Source organism: Microlunatus sp. M237 (genome assembly GCF_056896895.1).
The window spans coordinates 1,184,280-1,200,357 of sequence record NZ_JBXHBL010000001.1 but is presented as its reverse complement, the minus strand read 5'-3'; the positions used below and the strand labels follow the sequence as shown (position 1 = coordinate 1,200,357).

The window sequence follows — 16,078 nt, the reverse complement described above, 5'->3', positions numbered from 1 at the left end:
GCGAGCGTCGCGGTTCGGCCGGGGCTCTTGATCGCGGCGCGAGTCGGCTGCGCGGCGCTGCCGCTGCGATCCGCGGGTTGATGACAGGATCGCCGCAGCGGTTCCGCTCGGCTTCGCCGACGGGGTCGCTCCCGTCCACCAGCGACCGAATGGAACCTACGTGAAGCAGTTCGGACAGCACCCCGAACCGACCTACAAGATCCTGCACCTCAGTGACCTGCACTTCCTGGCTGAACGGCGGCTGCAGTTCGGCGTGGTGGATACCGACCGAGCGCTGGTGGCGGCGGTCGCTCGCATCTCGGAGCTGGTGGAAAGTGCCGACGCCATCGTCGTGACGGGGGATATCGCCGACCTGGGCGAGCCCGACGCCTATGACCGCGCTGCTCGGCTGCTGGAGCCGCTGGCCGGTCGACTCGGCGCCGAGCTGCTGTGGGTGATGGGAAACCACGATGAGCGGTCACCGTTCGCCGAGCGCCTCTATCAGGAATCGGAGGTCCGGTCCCAGGATCGGGTCGTGAGGGTCAAAGGACTTCGTCTGATTGCCCTCGACAGCTCGGTGCCCGGCTATCACCATGGCGCGCTCGATGATGATCAGCTCGAGTGGTTGGCCAACGAGCTCGCGGTGCCGTCGCCCGATGGCACGATCCTCGCGCTGCATCATCCACCGCTTCCCACTCCGGTCCGGGTGATGGGGATCGTCGAGCTTCGCGACGTGGATCGGCTGGCGCGGGTTCTCGCCGGAACCGACGTCCGGGCAGTGCTGGCCGGTCACCTGCACTATCCGACCTTCGGGACCATCGCCGGGATCCCCGTGTCCGTAGCGTCGGCGACGTGCTACACCATCGACCCGCTATGGGGCCCGCGAGAGTTCATCGGGACGGATCGCGACCACTCGTTCTCGCTGGTGGAAGTGTTTCGCGGCAACGTTGTGCACTCGGTCGTGTCACCGTTCTCCGCCGACGTCGTCACCTCCTACCCGCCCGAGGTGCTGGCCGAGCTCGAGCTCTTGACGCCGGCTGAACGAGAGGAGCGCTTCTCTCGAAAGCGATGACCTCAGGCCTGGCTGCTGGCGCTACGACGGTGGCGGGCGCAGTCAGAGTGCTTTCACCGCGGCCAGCAGCTTGGCCATCGTGTCTTTGGCGTCCCCGAACAACAACGTGGTCGTCGGCTCGAACAGCAGCTCGTTCTCGATGCCGGCGAACCCGGGTCGCATCGACCGCTTGAGGAAGACCACCTGCCGCGCCCGGTTGGCGTGCAGGATCGGCATGCCATAGATCGGCGCGCTCGGCGTCGTCTCCGCGGCCGGGTTGACAACGTCGTTGGCCCCGACGACCAAGACCACGTCGGTCCGGGTAAACTCCGCGTCGATCTCCGACATCTCCTTGAGCTGTTCGTACGGCACCTGGGCCTCGGCCAGCAGCACGTTCATGTGACCGGGCATCCGCCCGGCCACCGGGTGGATGGCGTAGTCCACCCGGGTGCCGCGCTCCAGCAGCACGTCGACCAGCTGGGCCAGGGTGTGCTGGGCCTGGGCGACCGCCAGCCCGTAGCCGGGAACGATGATCACCCGGTCCGCGTAGCCGAGCAGGATGGCCACGTCGTCCGGGGACGCCGACTTCACCGGTCGTTCGCTCGCGGTGAGCGCCCCGAGGGTGGACCCGCCCTTGAGCGCACCGAACAGCGTGCTGACCAGCGAGCGGCCCATGGCGGCGGCCATCATCCGGGTGAGCAGGGTGCCGGCCGCCCCGACCAGGGTGCCGGCGACCAGCAGCATCGGGTTGCCGAGCACGTAGCCGCTGGCCGCCACGGCAAGGCCGGTGAAGGCGTTCAGCAGCGAGATCACGATCGGCACGTCCGCGCCGCCGACCGGCAGCACCAGCAGCACGCCGAGGGCGAGGCCGACCGCAGCCAGCAGCAGCCCCAGCGCCAGCGACGGGATGAACAGCAACGTGGCGGCCACCGCCACGGCGATCACCATCACCCCGGCGTACGCCACCGGATAGCCGAGGAACACCACCGGCCGGGTCGTCATCAGCTCCTGCAGCTTGGCGAAGGTGACGACCGAGCCGGCGAAGCTGACGGCTCCGACGACGATGGTGAAGGCGCTGGCCAGCAGCTCGACCAGTGCGCCGCTGCTGCCCGGGCCTGTGGCGTGGTGCAGCTCGACCAGCGCCACGATCGCGGCCGCGCCACCGCCCACGCCGTTGAACAGCGCCACCAGTTGCGGCATCTGGGTCATCCGGACCCGGTAGGCACCGACCACCCCGATAGCTGTTCCGGCAGCGATAGCGATCAGGATCGGAACCAGGTGGCGCAGGTCCGCGCTGAGAAAGACCGTGACACACGCCAGCACCGCGCCGAGTGCACCGACGAGGTTGCCGCGTCGGGCGGTTCGGGGATGGGACAGGCCCTTGAGAGCGAGGATGAAGCAGACCGCAGCGACCAGGTACGCCAGCTGCGGCACCACGCCACTCATCGGTCGACTCCAGGCCGGTCCTTCGCCGGCCGTCGGCGGCCGGAGAACATCTGCAGCATCCGGTCGGTGACCACGAAGCCGCCGGCCAGGTTGATGGAGGCGAGAACCACCGCGGCCAAGCTGAGAGCGAGCACCCCGGTGGAGTCGGCCGAGCCGGCGACCAGCACCGCACCGACCAGGATGACGCCGTGGATGGCGTTGGCGCCCGACATCAGGGGCGTGTGCAGGATGGAGGAGACCTTGGAGATCACCTCGATGCCGACGAACACCGCCAGCACGAAGATGGTCAGCCAGACCATGCCCTCGCTCATGATTCCTGCCTTCCGCCGGTGAGCAGGTCCCGAGTCGCGTGGTGCGGTACGTCCCCGGCGTGGGTGATGCACATCGCGGCCACGATCTCGTCGGTGAAGTCGGGGGTGAAGGCGCCATCGGTGGTGAGCAGCTCGATCACCGCCAAGACGTTCTGGGCATAGAGACGGCTGGCCGGGGCAGGCATCTGACTGGGCACGTTGGCGCCACCCCACACCTGTGCGGCCCCCACCCGGACCACCTGACCGGCCCGCACTCCCTCCACGTTTCCGCCGGAGTCCGCGGCGATGTCGACGACCACCGAGCCGGGCCGCATCTGCTCGACCATCGCGGTGGTGACCAGGATCGGCGCCCGTCGGCCGGGGACCGACGCGGTGGTGATCAACGCGTCGGCGGCGGCCAGATAGGGGGTGAGGCGCTCCCGCTGCAGCGCCGCACGCTCCTCGCTCATCTCCCGGGCGTAGCCGCCGGCGCCCTCCAGCGTGGGCAGCTCGAGGTCGATCGCGATCGCGCCCAGGGAGCGGATCTCCTCGGCCGCGGCGGAGCGGACGTCGTAGCCCTTGACCACCGCGCCCAGCCGGCGGGCGGTGGCGATGGCCTGCAGCCCGGCGACACCGGCGCCGAGCACGACCACCTGCGCCGGCGGGACCGTACCCGCCGCCGTCATGCTCAGGCCGAAGAACTGCCGCAGCCGGCCCGCCGCCACGATGGCCGCGCGATAGCCGGCCACCATCGACTGCGAGGTGAGGGCATCCATCGACTGGGCACGGGAGATCCTCGGGACGTACTCCATGGCGAAGGTGCTGAGCTGCCGCTCCCGCCGTCGAGCCACCTCGTGGAGCCGCTGGTTGGCGGCGAAGAAGGAGATCGTCGCCGTGCCGGGGGCCAGACGATCCAGCTGGTTGGCGTCGAGCGGTTGCACGCTGAGCACCAGCTCAGCCCTGCTCAGCTCCTCGTCGAGGTCCGCACCGGCGGCCAGGTAGTCCGCATCGGTGTGCAGCGCGCCGAGGCCCGCCCCCGGCTGGACGCTGACCACATGCCCGGCCGCCACCAGGCGGGCCGCCAGGTCCGGGACCATCGCGACTCTGGCCTCACCCGGCTGGGGCTCCTTCGCTACCGCGATCCGCACTCCTGCAACCTAGTGCCACCACCCCGGTTCCCCGGCGCCGACACGTGGAGCGGCGTTAGTGCGGGACCGGAGCGGGTAGAGACCCGTGAAGGACGGCCGACCTTATCGTCGGTCGAATATTCGACAAGGAGTGGACATGGGACTGGACGAGCTCAAGAACAAGGCCGGCGACGCCGGCGAGGAGAAGGCCAGCGACGCGGGCATCGAGAAGGCCGGTGACGCCGCCGAGGCCAAGACCGGCGGCAAGGGTGCCGAGCAGATCGAGAAGGGCGAGCAGACCGCCGACGACAAGATCGGCGGCCAGTAGTCCTTCACCAGGGGAGCGTCCCGGCGGCGTCGAAGAAGGAGCGCTGGGACGTTCCGGCCTGCCGGTGACCGCCTGGACCAGCACCTCGGCTCCCACCTCGACCGGCTGGGTGCCGCTGTGCCCGTTCAGGTCGGTGGCGGTGTAGCCGGGATCCACCGAGGCGAAGAAGATCTCCGGGAACGCCTTGGCGTACTGGCTGGTGATCATGTTGAGCGCCGCCTTCGACGAGGGGTAGACCAGCGACTGCAGTGTCGACTCGAGCCGTTCGGGGTCGGTGGTGACCCCGAACGACCCGACGCCGCTGGACACCATCACGACCCGGGGTGCGGTGGCCCGCTGCAGCAGTGGCAGTAGTGCCTGGGTGGTGCGGACCGGGCCGAGCACGTTCACCCCGTAGACCGGCAGGAAATGGGCGGGCGTCGTCTCGGCCGGCGACAGATGGCGGCCGGTGATCCCGGCGTTGTTGAGCAGCACGTCGAGGGAGTCGGCGGCGGCGGCGATGGTGTTGGCGGCCGCGGCCACCGACGCGTCGTCGGTGACGTCCAGGGCGATCGGACGCACCTCGCCGGCGGTGGCCACCTCGGCAGCCACCTGCTCGCCGGCGGTGAGGTCGCGCGAGCCCAGCCAGACGGTCCAGCCAAGGGCACTGAGGCGACGGGCCGCCTCGCGGCCGAGACCCCGGTTGGCGCCGGTGATGAGGACGGATGGGGCAGAGAGTTCATGTGTCATGTTCTGAGCATCGGGCGGTCTCTGAAGGTCTTCCAGGGCTGGCGAAGCCTGGGATCGGGAGTCCCAGGCAGGATCGGCGCCCAGGGGGGATGCTGGGACCATGAACCGAGCAGAGCTGGCCGCCGTGCTGCGCCGGAGCCGGGCGCGGTTGTCGCCTGCCGACGTCGGTCTGCCGGCCGGCGACCGGCGCCGGGTCACCGGGTTGCGGCGGGAGGAGGTGGCCCAGCTGGCGGGCGTCAGCGTCGACTACGTGGTCCGGCTGGAGCAGGGCCGCGGTCCGCGGCCCTCGGCTTCCGTGCTGGGGGCACTGGCTCGGGCGCTGCGGCTGAGTGACGACGAACGTGACCAGCTCTTCCACCTGGCCGGCAGCGTCCCGCCGCGACCGGGACGGATCGAGGAGCTGGTCCGGCCGAGTGTCCAGCGGCTGCTGGACCGGCTGGCCGACCTGCCGGTGCTGGTGATCAGCGCCAAGGGCGACATCCTCGCCTGGAACCGGATGACCTCGGCGCTGTTGGGTGACCTCTCCGCGGTCCCGCGGGATCGGCGCAACATCATCTGGCAGCGGTTCCTGGGCGACCCGGACGCCCCCCAGCTTGGGCGGGTGTCAATGAGCACCGAGGAGCGGAAGGCCACCGAGGTGCAGTCGGTGGCCAGTCTGCGGGCGACCGCGGCCCGGTATCCCGACGACCCGGGGCTCCGCCGGCTGCTGGCCGAGCTGCGGGCCGGCAGCGTCGAGTTCTGTCGCCTGTGGGAGGAGGGCGCGACGGCGCCGTGGCGCAGCCAGCGCAAGACCATCGAGCACCCGACCATCGGCCCGATCGTGCTCGACTGCGACACCATGGTGCTGCCGGACGCCGACCAGTCGGTGATCGTCTACTCCGCCGAGCCGGGTACGCCCGCCGCGGAGGCCCTGGCACTGCTGCGGGTGGTGGGGATGCAGGAGATGGCGCCAGCGCGGTGATCAGCGCACTGAGACGCTGATCTCGTGCCGGCCGGAGGCCCCGTCGGGAGCCGGATCGGCTCGGAGGTCCGTCTGGACCTTCCCGTCGGCGTCGGTGGCGCGGACCCGCAGGGTGTGGTCGCCGGTGGTGGCGTCCCAGCTGAGCTTCCACTGCCGCCAGGTGTCCGGACCGGTGGTGTCGGCGAGCTCGGCAGGCTGCCAGGCTCCGTCGTCGATCTGCACCTCGACCTTGGCCAGACCGGTGTGCTGCGCCCAGGCCACGCCGGCGACCGCGACCGTACCGGCGTCGATGCTGCTGTCCCGCGGGGTGTCGATCCGTGATGCCAGCTTGATCGGGCCGCGCTCGGACCAGCCGCGCGGCGTCCAGTAGCCCTGGTCGTCGGCGAACGTGGTGACCCGCAGACTGGTCACCCATTTGGTGGCCGACACATAGCCATAGAGGCCGGGGACGACCATCCGCACGGGGAAGCCGTGCTCGACCGGCAGCGGCTCGCCGTTCATCCCCACTGCCAGCAGCGCCTGCCGGTTCGGATCGGTGAGCACGTCGAGCGGTGTGCCCGCACTCCAGCCGTCCTCGCTGGTCGACAGCACCATGTCGGCGCCCGCGGTCGGTCGCGCTTCGGCGAGCAGCTCCCGGATCGGGAACCCGAGCCACGAGGCGTTGCCGACCAGGGTCCCGCCGACCTCGTTGGAGACACAGGTCAAGGTGGCGACGTGTTCGACCAGCGGCCTGGCCAGCAAGCCGGCGAAGTCGAGAGTGATCTCGTTCTCCACCATCCCGGTGATCGTCAGCTGCCACTTGTCCGGATTGATCGTCGGCACCTGCAGCGCGGTGTCGATCCGATAGAAGTCGTCATTGGCGGTGACGTACGGGGTGAGGTCGGCAACGCCGAGGTCGGCCCCGGCCGGGACGGGCGGGGCCGGTGTGGCGGCAGCCGGGAGGCGTACCGCCTCGCGAGCCCGCAGGGTGGCGTTGGCGGCGGCGGTGAAGGTTCGCCCGAGGGTCGTACCGGCCACGGACAGGGCGCCGATGACAAGCGTCCAGCCGAGGAACTGCCGCCGCGCCGGGGCCACGGCGCCGGCGTAGGCATCGGGGTCGTCGTTGCGGCCTCGGCGCGGCTGCCAGCGGGCCAGCCGGACCACCAGGCTGTTCAGGATCAGATAACCGGCCAGCAGCCCGACCACGGTCGGGACGTAGCTGGCCGCGGTGGCGCTGGGGCGGGTGGCGACGCCGAGCAGTCCGATCGCGGCGACGACGGCGAAGACCACTGCACCCAGATAGTGCCGGCGACGCTCCAGCTGCCCGGCCAGGCCACACAGCACCAAGACACCGAGGGTGATGATGCCGATCAGGATGGGCTTGTCGGCGAGACCGAGGGTGTCCTTGCCCCAGTTCACCAGCCCGGCGGGGAGCGCGGAGATGATCAGCGCGCCGACCGCGGTGACGGGCGAGCCGGCGGGGGAGACGAACGCCGCAGCGAGCTCGGCGATGGCCAGCCCGGCCAGGCCGGCCACGACGCCGCTGCCGCGCGACCACCACCGGGCTGCAGGGGTGTCGGCGGAGGAGGGCCTGCTCGCTCGCTGGTGCACGAGTCCATAGTGCGCTCCCGGTCCGCATGCGACAACGAGTGAGCTCGGGCGGGGCCCCGCTCCCGGTGGGTACGGTGGGCGCCATGGCCTCGACGCAGCCGGATCCGGCGCCCGACTGCGTCCGCCTGTGGCCCGGCTGGGTGCACGAGCCGGCCGCCACGTTCGAGGCGCTGGTCAACGAGATCAGCTGGGAACAACACGACATCACCCTGTTCGGGCGGACGGTGCCGACGCCCCGGCTGACCTGCTGGATCGCTGACCAGCCGTACACGTACTCGGGGGTGGTGAACGCGCCGTCACCCTGGCCGACGGCGCTGGCGGCGCTGCGGGACCGACTGGCCGACGAGCTCGGCCTCGGGTTCAACTCCTGCCTGGCGAACCTGTATCGCGACGGCTCGGACTCGATGGGCTACCACAGCGACGACGAGCCGGAGCTCGGTCCCCGTCCCACGATCGCCTCGGTCAGCCTGGGCGCTCGGCGTCGGTTCGCGCTGCGGCATCGTGTGACCCGCCAACGGTGGACCTGGGACCTGGGTCAGGGCGACCTGCTGGTGATGAGTGGGGAGTCGCAGAGCGCGTACGCCCATGCAGTGCCCAAGACCACCCGGCCGGTCGGTCCGCGGCTGAACCTGACCTTCCGTCGCTTCCTGCCGCGATCACCGGGGTAGCCGGTCGGCCCTCGGAACCGGCGGGTCGGTGCTAGACATGGACCCACCACACTCACCGTCGAGGAGCCCCGATGACCGTTGACCCCGCCGCACCGTTCGATGTCGACGCCGTGATAGCCGAGCTGACGCTGGCCGAGAAGGCGTCGTTGTGCCTGGGCTCCACCTTCTGGCACACGGCTCCGGTGGAGCGACTCGGCGTCAGCAGGATCATGGTCGCCGACGGACCGCATGGGCTCCGGGCGCAGATGGACGAGGCCGACCACGTCGGCATCGGCGGCAGCGTGCCGGCCACCTGTTTCCCCACCGCGGCCGGGTTGGGCTCGTCGTGGAACGTCGAGCTGTTCCGCGAGGTGGGCGAGGCGCTGGGGCGCGAGACCAAGCACTGGGGTGTCTCGGTGCTGCTCGGTCCGGGCATCAATATGAAGCGGTCGCCGCTGTGCGGGCGCAACTTCGAGTATGTCTCCGAGGACCCGTGGCTGGCCGGTGAGCTGGCCACCGCGATGGTGCAGGGCGTGCAGAGTCAGGGCATCGGGACGTCGCTGAAGCACTACGCGGCCAACAACCAGGAGGACGACCGGCTGCGGGTCAGCGCCGAGGTGGACGAGCGGACGCTGCGCGAGATCTATCTGCCCGCCTTCGAGCGGGTGGTGAAGCAGGCGCAGCCGTGGACGGTGATGTGCGCCTACAACAAGGTGAACCAGACGTACGCCAGTGAGCACCACTGGTTGCTGACCGAGGTGCTGCGCGACGAGTGGGGCTTCGAGGGTCTGGTGGTGTCGGACTGGGGCGCGGTGCACGACCGGGTCGCCTCGCTGATGGCGGGGCTGGACCTGGAGATGCCACCGGCGCTCGGCCACAGTGATGTCGCGCTGATCGAGGCGGTCGAGTCCGGGGCACTGCCCACCGATCTGCTGGACCTCGCCGTCCGTCGGGTGTTGACGCTGGTCGCCAAAGCACAGCCGGCGTCAGCCGAACGGGTGCAGCTGACGCAGGCCGAGGGGCCGGGGCTGGACCTGGACGCGCACCACGCCCTGGCCCGCCGAGCAGCCCAGGAGGCGGCGGTGCTGTTGAAGAACGACGCTGCGGTGCTGCCGCTGCAGCCGGTGGCCGGAGCGAAGGTGGTGGTGGTGGGCGAGTTCGCCCGGACCCCGCGCTATCAGGGAGCCGGCAGCTCGCAGGTGAACCCGACCCGGGTCGACGACGCTCTCGCGGCGCTGACCGCAGCGCTGGGTGGCGACGTCGAGCTGGTCTTCGTCCCGGGGTTCACCATTGACCCGGGCCCAGATGATGAGGCGTTGCGCGAGGAGGCGGTGGCGGCGGTTCGCGGCGCCGATCACGTGCTGCTGTTCTTGGGGCTGCCGTCGGCTGCGGAGTCGGAGGGCTTCGACCGTACCCATCTCGACCTGCCGGAGAACCAGCTGCGGCTCGTCGACGCGGTGTCTGCGGTGCACGACCGGGCGGTCGTGGTGCTCGCCAACGGTTCGGCGGTCCGGCTGTCCACTTGGGAGCACCAGGTGGCTGCGGTGCTGGAGTGCTGGCTCGGTGGCCAGGCCGGCGGCAGCGCGGCGGTGGATCTGCTGCTCGGGGCGGCGAATCCCTCCGGGAAGCTGGCCGAGAGTCTGCCGCTGCGGCTGGAGGACAACCCGTCCTACCTGAACTTCCCCGGCGACTCCCAGGTGGTGCGCTACGGCGAAGGCCTGTTCATCGGTTATCGCGGCTATGACAAGCTCGACCAGCAGGTGAGCTATCCGTTCGGGTTCGGGCTGTCCTACACCACCTTCGCGCTGACCGGCATCGACGCAACGATCACCGGCTCAGTGGCCGACGGCGACCTGGCCGTGGCCGTGACCGCCACGGTGACCAACACCGGAGCCGTGGCCGGCGCTGAGGTGGTCCAGGTCTACGTCGGCGACCTGGCGTGCTCGGTCAGCAGGCCGGTGCGTGAGTTGAAGGCGTTCGCCAAGGTCTGGCTGGAGCCGGGGGAGAGCCGAGAGGTGAGCCTCGAGCTGGACGAGCGTTCGTTCGCGTTCTGGTCGGTCGTCCATCGCCGCTGGGTGGTCGAGTCCGGCGACTTCGCGATCGGTGTCGGTACGTCGAGTCGCGACCTGGCTGCCACCGTGGTTCTCGCCATCGAGGCGCCGACGATCGCCGCACCACTCACAGCTGACTCGACGCTGCAGGAATGGCTGGCGAACCCGCGCGGACGGGAGCTGATGAGCAGCGGCGGCGGACCGGGCGCGGTGTTGAACGAGGAGATGATCCGGGTGGTCGGGACGATGCCGATGAGCACCCTGGCGGGCTTCGGTGCGATGGGGTTCGACCGTGACCGTCTGGCGGAGCTGGTGGCTCAGCTCTGAGTCCAGCCGGCAGTAGGCCGGCGGGCGCAACATCGGTCAACTTCGGGTGCGCGCGCGATCAGCTGACCCGTCGCTGTTGGCGAGCTCTTCGACAACCGATCGACGAGGGATCTCCAATTATGTGGACGACGCGACCATTTCCATGGTTATATGAACTTGCCGTCCATTATCAAAGGAGTACCTCATGAACACCACCACCAGCCGCACGGCACTGATCACCGGCGGCGCCGGCGGCATCGGCAGCGCAGTGGTCGAACGGCTCGTCCACGATGGTTTCGCTGTGGGGATCCATTACGCCGGCAACCCGGACCGGGCCGAACGGCTGGCCTCCGATGTGCGCGAGAAGGGCGGCTCCGCCATCACCGTCGGCGGCGACGTCGCCGACGAGGTCGCGATGAGTGAAGCCTTCGACACCATGGAGTCGGCGGTCGGCGGGATCGACGTCGTCGTCAACACCGCCGGCATCATGATCCTCTCGCCGATCGCGTCGCTGGATCTCGCCGACCTGGACCGGATGCACCGCACGAACATCCGTGGGACCTTCGTCGTCGGCCGGCTCGCGGCGAACCGACTGCGCGCCGGCGGAGCGTTGATCAACTTCTCCACCAGCGTCACGCGCACCCAGCTGCCGACGTACGGCGCCTACGTCGCCTCGAAGGCAGCCGTCGAGGCCATCACGCTCGTCCTCGCCCGCGAGCTGCGGGGCCGCGACATCACGGTCAACGCCGTTGCCCCGGGACCGACGGCCACGCCGCTGTTCCTGAACGGCAAGGATGAGGCTGCCGTCGCGCACTTCGCCAAGAGCAACCCGCTCGAGCGCCTCGGCGCCCCGGTCGATGTGGCCGAGACCGTCGCCTTCCTCGCCGGCCCCGGTCGCTGGATCAATGGTCAGGTGATCTACGTCAACGGCGGCATGGCCTGACCCCGATCGGCCACCATCGCGTTCCACGACTGAGAAACGAGAAGGCCTCGGGCCACCGGCGCCTTTCCTACCTGGCGTCGAGACGTCAATCGTCGTCCCGGGACTCGTCGCCGACCATGCCGTCGACTGACGACGCGATCCCTGGTGGGTCTCTAGACTGGCTCACCCCCGCCACGATGGAAGGACAGTGTGTCGACCCAGCCCGCTCAGCCCGCACCCCGCAGGGGCCGCGGTCGGCGTCCAGCCAACGAGGTCAGAGCAGACGTGCTGCGCACCGTCGGGGAGCTGTTGCTCAGCGAGGGGATCGCCGACCTCACCTTCGAACGAGTCGCTCGGCTGTCGTCAGTCAGCAAGACCACGATCTACAAGTGGTGGCCGTCGCGTGGCTCGCTCGCCCTCGACGGTTATCTCCATGCCGTCGAGAAGGCCCTGGCCTTCCCCGACACCGGGGACATCCGCGCCGACCTGCTCAGCCAGTTGCGGGCCTTCGCCACGGTGATGACCAAGACGGCGGGCGGACGCGTGCTGACCCAGCTGATCGGTGAGTCCCAGACCGATCCGGACCTTGCCGCCACCTATCGGGTGCTGTATTCGTCGAACCGGCGCAAGCTCGCGTGCGAACGGCTGGTCCGGGCCCAAGAGCAGGGGCAGCTCCGTCCCGAGGTCGACGCCCAGGTCCTCGTCGATCAGCTCTGGGGTGCGGTCTACCACCGGCTGCTGGTGCCGGACGAGCCCGTCAGTGACGAGTTCCTGGTGGCTCTGGTCACCAACCTGCTCGACGGCGTGGCCCCCCGGTAAGCCGGGGGACCGTCAGCCTCCGGCCGGCGGCCCGACCGGCACGGGTTCGGCCCCAGCGGGTTCCGCGTCTTCGACGGCGCCGGCGAACTGGGAGTTGTAGAGGGCGTAATAGTGCCCCTGCCGCTCCAGCAGCTCCTCGTGGCTGCCCTGCTCGACGATGTTGCCGTTCTCCATCACCAAGATCACGTCGGCGTCCCGGATCGTCGACAGCCGGTGAGCGATGACGAAGCTGGTCCGATCGCTGCGCAGTGCCGCCATGGCGTGCTGCACCAGCACCTCGGTGCGGGTGTCGACCGAGCTCGTGGCCTCGTCCAGGATGAGCAACGCTGGGTCGGCCAGGAACGCGCGGGCGATGGTCACCAGCTGCTTCTCGCCGGCGCTGATGTTGCTGCCCTCCTCGTCGATCACGGTGTCGTAGCCGTCCGGCAGCGAGTGCACGAACCGGTCGACGTACGTCGCCTCCGCTGCCGCGATGATCTCGGCCTCGGTCGCGTCCGGACGCCCGTAGGCGATGTTCTCCCGGATCGTGCCGTGGAACAGCCAGGTGTCCTGCAGCACCATGCCGATGCTGGCCCGCAGCGCCGAGCGGGGGACCGAGGTGATGTCGACGCCGTCGAGGGTGATCCGCCCGCCGTCGATCTCGTAGAACCGCATGATCAGGTTGACCAGGGTGGTCTTGCCGGCCCCGGTCGGTCCCACGATCGCCACCGTGTGTCCGGGTTCGGCGACCAGGGACAAGTCGGTGATCAGCGGCGTCGCCGGGTCATACGCGAACCGGACGTGGTCGAACTCCACCCGGCCACGGGTCGGGTTGAGGGCGCCGGCCGCTTCGACCGACTCCTCCTCCTCGTCCAGCACCTCGAACACCCGCTCGGCCGAGGCGACTCCGGACTGCAGCAGGTTGGCCATCGAGGCCAGCTGGGTCAGCGGCTGGGTGAACTGGCGCGAATACTGGATGAAGGCTTGGACGTCACCGAGGTTCATGGTGCCGCTCGCCACCCGCAGGCCGCCGATGACGGCGATGACCACGTAGTTGAGGTTCCCGACGAACATCATGGCCGGCATGATGATGCCGGACACGAACTGCGCGCCGAAGCTGGATCGGAACAACCCTTCGTTCTTCTCGGCGAAGACCTCCTCCACCTCGTGCTGCCGGCCGAACACCTTGACCAACGCGTGACCGGTGAAGGCTTCCTCGATGTGCCCGTTGAGCTCACCGGTGGTTTTCCACTGCTGCACGAACAGCTTCTGTGACCGCTTGCCGATCAGTCCGGTGATCAGCACCGATACCGGGATGGTGATCAGCGCGATCAGCGCCAACGTCGGCGAGACCACGAACATCATGATCACCACGCCGATGACGGTCAGCAGGGCGGTGAGCAGCTGGCTCAGCGTCTGCTGCAGGGCTTGCGAGACGTTGTCGATGTCGTTGGTGACTCGGCTGAGCAGCTCGCCACGGGTCTGCCGGTCGAAATAGCGCAGCGGCAGCCGGTTGAGCTTGGCCTCGACCTCCGCGCGCATCGCGTAGATGGAGCGCTGCACCGCGCCGTTGAGCAGATAGCCCTGGAGCCACAAGAACAGCGATGACGCCAGATAGAGCCCTAACGCGAGCAGCAGGATCTGCCCCAGCCGGTCGAAGTCGATGCCCTGGCCCGGGATGATGTCGAGCCGCTGCACCATGTCGGCGAAGGTGTTGTTGCCCTGCGCCCGCAGCGACTCGACCACCTGCTCCTTGCTGGCTCCGGCCGGCAGCTGCTTGCCGATGATGCCGGTGAAGATCACGTCGGTGGCCCAGCCGAGGATCTTCGGCCCGACCACGCTCATCGCAATGCCGAAGACGGCGAGTGCGATGACGGCGATCATGACGACGCGCTCGGGGGCCAGGTGGCCGAGGAGCCGACGCAGCGATGGCCCGAAGTTCATCGACTTCTCCGGCGCAGGCCCCTGACCGAACATCCGCGACCCGGCGTTCGGCTGGTATTTGGGACGCTCGGGCGCCTTCGGCGTGGGCACCGACGATCCGGTGGCCGGTGCCGGGTCCGTCGTGGGGTCGTCGGGCCCGTCCTGGGTGCGTGTCGTGCTGGTCATGCGGCCACCTCCTCGGCGCTCAGTTGGGAGTTGACGATCTCGACGTACGTGGCGCACGTCTCGAGCAGCTCGTCGTGGGTGCCGGAGCCGACGATGGTTCCGTCCTCCAGCACCAAGATCTTGTCCGCGTCGGCGATGGTGGCGACGCGCTGGCCGACGATGATCACGGCCGCCTCCCGGGTCTCCGCCTTCAGCGCGGCCCGGAGCCGGGCGTCGGTGGTGACGTCGAGGGCCGAGAAGGAGTCGTCGAAGATGTAGATCTCGGGCTTCTTCACCAGCGCCCGGGCGATCGACAGTCGCTGGCGCTGCCCGCCGGACACATTGGTGCCGCCCTGACTGATCGGGGCGTCCAGCTGACCGGTCATCTCGGCGACGAAGTCAGCGGCCTGGGCCACCCGGAGGGCGTGCCACAGCTCCTCGTCGGTCGCATCGGGCTTGCCGTAGCGCAGGTTGCTGCCCACGGTGCCGGAGAACAGGAACGGTCGCTGCGGGACTAGACCGATCCGGCTCCACAGCAGGTCGGCGTCGAGCTCACGCACCTCCACGCCGTCCACCTCCACCGACCCGCCGGTGGCGTCGAACAGCCGCGGGATCAGCGAGATCAGGGTCGTCTTGCCGGCGCCGGTGGAGCCGATGATGGCTGTGGTCTGGCCCGGGCGGGCGTCGAAGGACACGTCTCGGACGACCGGGTGGTCAGCACCGGGATAGGTGAACTCGGCGGCTCGCAGGGCGACGGTGCCGGTGCTGCGCAGGCTGGTGACCGGGTTGGCCGGCAGCACGACCGAGGAGTCGGTGTCCAGCACCTCCTTGATCCGCTCGGCGCAGACCGCGGCACGCGGCGCGATCATCAGCAAGAAGCTCGCCATCATGACCGACATCAGGATCTGGATCAGATAGGTCAGGTACGCCGTGAGGGAGCCGATCTCCATCGCGCCGATGTCGATCCGTCGCGCACCGAACCACAGCACGGCAACACTGGAGAGGTTCATCACGAACATCACGATCGGGAACATCGACGCCTGCAGCCGGCCCACCGAGGTGGCGGTCGCGGTCAGGTCGGCGTTGGCGCGGGCGAACCGGGCTGTCTCGTACGGCTCGCGGACGAAGGCGCGGACCACCCGGATGCCGGTGATCTGCTCACGCAGCACCCGGTTGACGACGTCGATGCGGGTCTGCATGACGCGGAACAGCGGACCCATCTTGCTGACCAGGATCCCGACCGCCGCACCCAGCAGCGGTACGGCGACCACAACGAGCCAGGACAGCCCGACGTCCTCGCGCAGCGCGAAGATGATGCCGCCGACCATGGTGATCGGGGCGGCGACCAGCATGGTGCAGGTCATCAGCACCAGCATCTGCACCTGCTGGACGTCGTTGGTGTTGCGGGTGATGAGCGACGGCGCGCCGAACTTGTTCAGCTCGCGGGCGGAGAAGGTCTGGACCTGGTCGAAGATCGCGGCGCGGACATCGCGGCCGAAGGCCATCGCGGTCCGCGCCCCGAGGTAGACGGCGCCGATCGAGCAGACGACCTGGATCGCACTGACCAGCAGCATCAGCCGACCGGTGCTCCAGATGAAGCCGGTGTCGCCCTTGGCCACGCCGTCGTCGATGATCGAGGCGTTGAGGCTCGGCAGATACAGCGCCGCCATGGTGCCGAGGAACTGCAGCACCAGCACCCCGAGGAGCAGTTTCTTGTACCGCGCGAGATAGCTGCGCAGCAGTTGGATCAGCATGCGGATCCTTT

At 69.4% G+C, this 16,078-nt stretch carries 13 protein-coding genes; 6 read left to right on the top strand and 7 right to left on the bottom strand.

Going from position 1 to position 16,078, the window contains the following annotated elements; genetic code table 11:
* The first annotated feature begins 160 nt into the window (after window positions 1-160).
* Window positions 161-1,051 (top strand): phosphodiesterase, encoded by an 891-nt coding sequence (locus tag AC1XX3_RS05745; protein WP_483320105.1) that lies wholly within the window; start codon window positions 161-163, stop codon window positions 1,049-1,051.
* A 42-nt stretch (window positions 1,052-1,093) separates the two neighbouring features.
* Here AC1XX3_RS05745 and AC1XX3_RS05740 read toward each other — a convergent pair whose 3' ends face one another.
* From AC1XX3_RS05740 to AC1XX3_RS05725, 4 genes are read right to left on the bottom strand one after another with little or no spacing between them, the layout of a single operon-like run.
* Window positions 1,094-2,476 (bottom strand): NAD(P)(+) transhydrogenase (Re/Si-specific) subunit beta, encoded by a 1,383-nt coding sequence (locus AC1XX3_RS05740; RefSeq protein ID WP_483320104.1) that lies wholly within the window; start codon window positions 2,474-2,476, stop codon window positions 1,094-1,096.
* Window positions 2,473-2,787 (bottom strand): NAD(P) transhydrogenase subunit alpha part 2, encoded by a 315-nt coding sequence (locus AC1XX3_RS05735; RefSeq protein ID WP_483320103.1) that lies wholly within the window; start codon window positions 2,785-2,787, stop codon window positions 2,473-2,475. Before AC1XX3_RS05735 ends, AC1XX3_RS05740 begins: the two co-directional genes overlap by 4 nt.
* Window positions 2,784-3,914 (bottom strand): NAD(P) transhydrogenase subunit alpha, encoded by a 1,131-nt coding sequence (locus AC1XX3_RS05730; protein ID WP_483320102.1) that lies wholly within the window; start codon window positions 3,912-3,914, stop codon window positions 2,784-2,786. The genes AC1XX3_RS05735 and AC1XX3_RS05730 overlap by 4 nt, the downstream gene beginning before the upstream one ends.
* 55 nt (window positions 3,915-3,969) lie before the next feature.
* Window positions 3,970-4,950, bottom strand: a complete 981-nt coding sequence (locus tag AC1XX3_RS05725) for an SDR family NAD(P)-dependent oxidoreductase (RefSeq protein ID WP_483320101.1) — start codon at window positions 4,948-4,950, stop codon at window positions 3,970-3,972.
* 100 nt (window positions 4,951-5,050) lie between these two features.
* On the opposite strand from AC1XX3_RS05725, the gene AC1XX3_RS05720 reads away from it, so the two are divergent.
* On the top strand, window positions 5,051-5,911 hold the full coding sequence (locus tag AC1XX3_RS05720; RefSeq protein ID WP_483320100.1) for a helix-turn-helix transcriptional regulator: 861 nt from the start codon (window positions 5,051-5,053) through the stop codon (window positions 5,909-5,911).
* On the opposite strand, the gene AC1XX3_RS05715 is transcribed toward AC1XX3_RS05720, so the two are convergent.
* A complete protein-coding gene (locus tag AC1XX3_RS05715; RefSeq protein ID WP_483320099.1) occupies window positions 5,912-7,501 on the bottom strand; it encodes a molybdopterin-dependent oxidoreductase in 1,590 nt (529 codons plus the stop codon).
* A gap of 83 nt (window positions 7,502-7,584) precedes the next feature.
* Here AC1XX3_RS05715 and AC1XX3_RS05710 point away from each other — a divergent pair, with 83 nt between their 5' ends.
* The 4 genes from AC1XX3_RS05710 (at window position 7,585) to AC1XX3_RS05695 (ending at window position 12,246) form a co-directional block, all read left to right on the top strand.
* On the top strand, window positions 7,585-8,169 hold the full coding sequence (locus tag AC1XX3_RS05710; RefSeq protein ID WP_483320098.1) for an alpha-ketoglutarate-dependent dioxygenase AlkB family protein: 585 nt from the start codon (window positions 7,585-7,587) through the stop codon (window positions 8,167-8,169).
* A gap of 71 nt (window positions 8,170-8,240) precedes the next feature.
* The gene (locus tag AC1XX3_RS05705; RefSeq protein ID WP_483320097.1) at window positions 8,241-10,526 is read left to right on the top strand and encodes a glycoside hydrolase family 3 C-terminal domain-containing protein; all 2,286 of its coding nucleotides are present in this window, start codon (window positions 8,241-8,243) and stop codon (window positions 10,524-10,526) included.
* A 184-nt stretch (window positions 10,527-10,710) separates the two neighbouring features.
* The gene (locus tag AC1XX3_RS05700; RefSeq protein WP_483320096.1) at window positions 10,711-11,448 is read left to right on the top strand and encodes an SDR family oxidoreductase; all 738 of its coding nucleotides are present in this window, start codon (window positions 10,711-10,713) and stop codon (window positions 11,446-11,448) included.
* Window positions 11,449-11,712: 264 nt separating this feature from the next.
* Entirely contained in the window at window positions 11,713-12,246 is a 534-nt protein-coding gene (locus AC1XX3_RS05695; RefSeq protein ID WP_483320094.1) for a TetR-like C-terminal domain-containing protein, read from the top strand.
* A 12-nt stretch (window positions 12,247-12,258) separates the two neighbouring features.
* Here AC1XX3_RS05695 and AC1XX3_RS05690 read toward each other — a convergent pair whose 3' ends face one another.
* Complete coding sequence (locus tag AC1XX3_RS05690) at window positions 12,259-14,334, bottom strand: ABC transporter ATP-binding protein (protein ID WP_483320093.1); 2,076 nt, start codon at window positions 14,332-14,334, stop codon at window positions 12,259-12,261.
* On the bottom strand, window positions 14,331-16,067 hold the full coding sequence (locus AC1XX3_RS05685; RefSeq protein ID WP_483320092.1) for an ABC transporter ATP-binding protein: 1,737 nt from the start codon (window positions 16,065-16,067) through the stop codon (window positions 14,331-14,333). Before AC1XX3_RS05685 ends, AC1XX3_RS05690 begins: the two co-directional genes overlap by 4 nt.
* Window positions 16,068-16,078 lie beyond the last annotated feature (11 nt).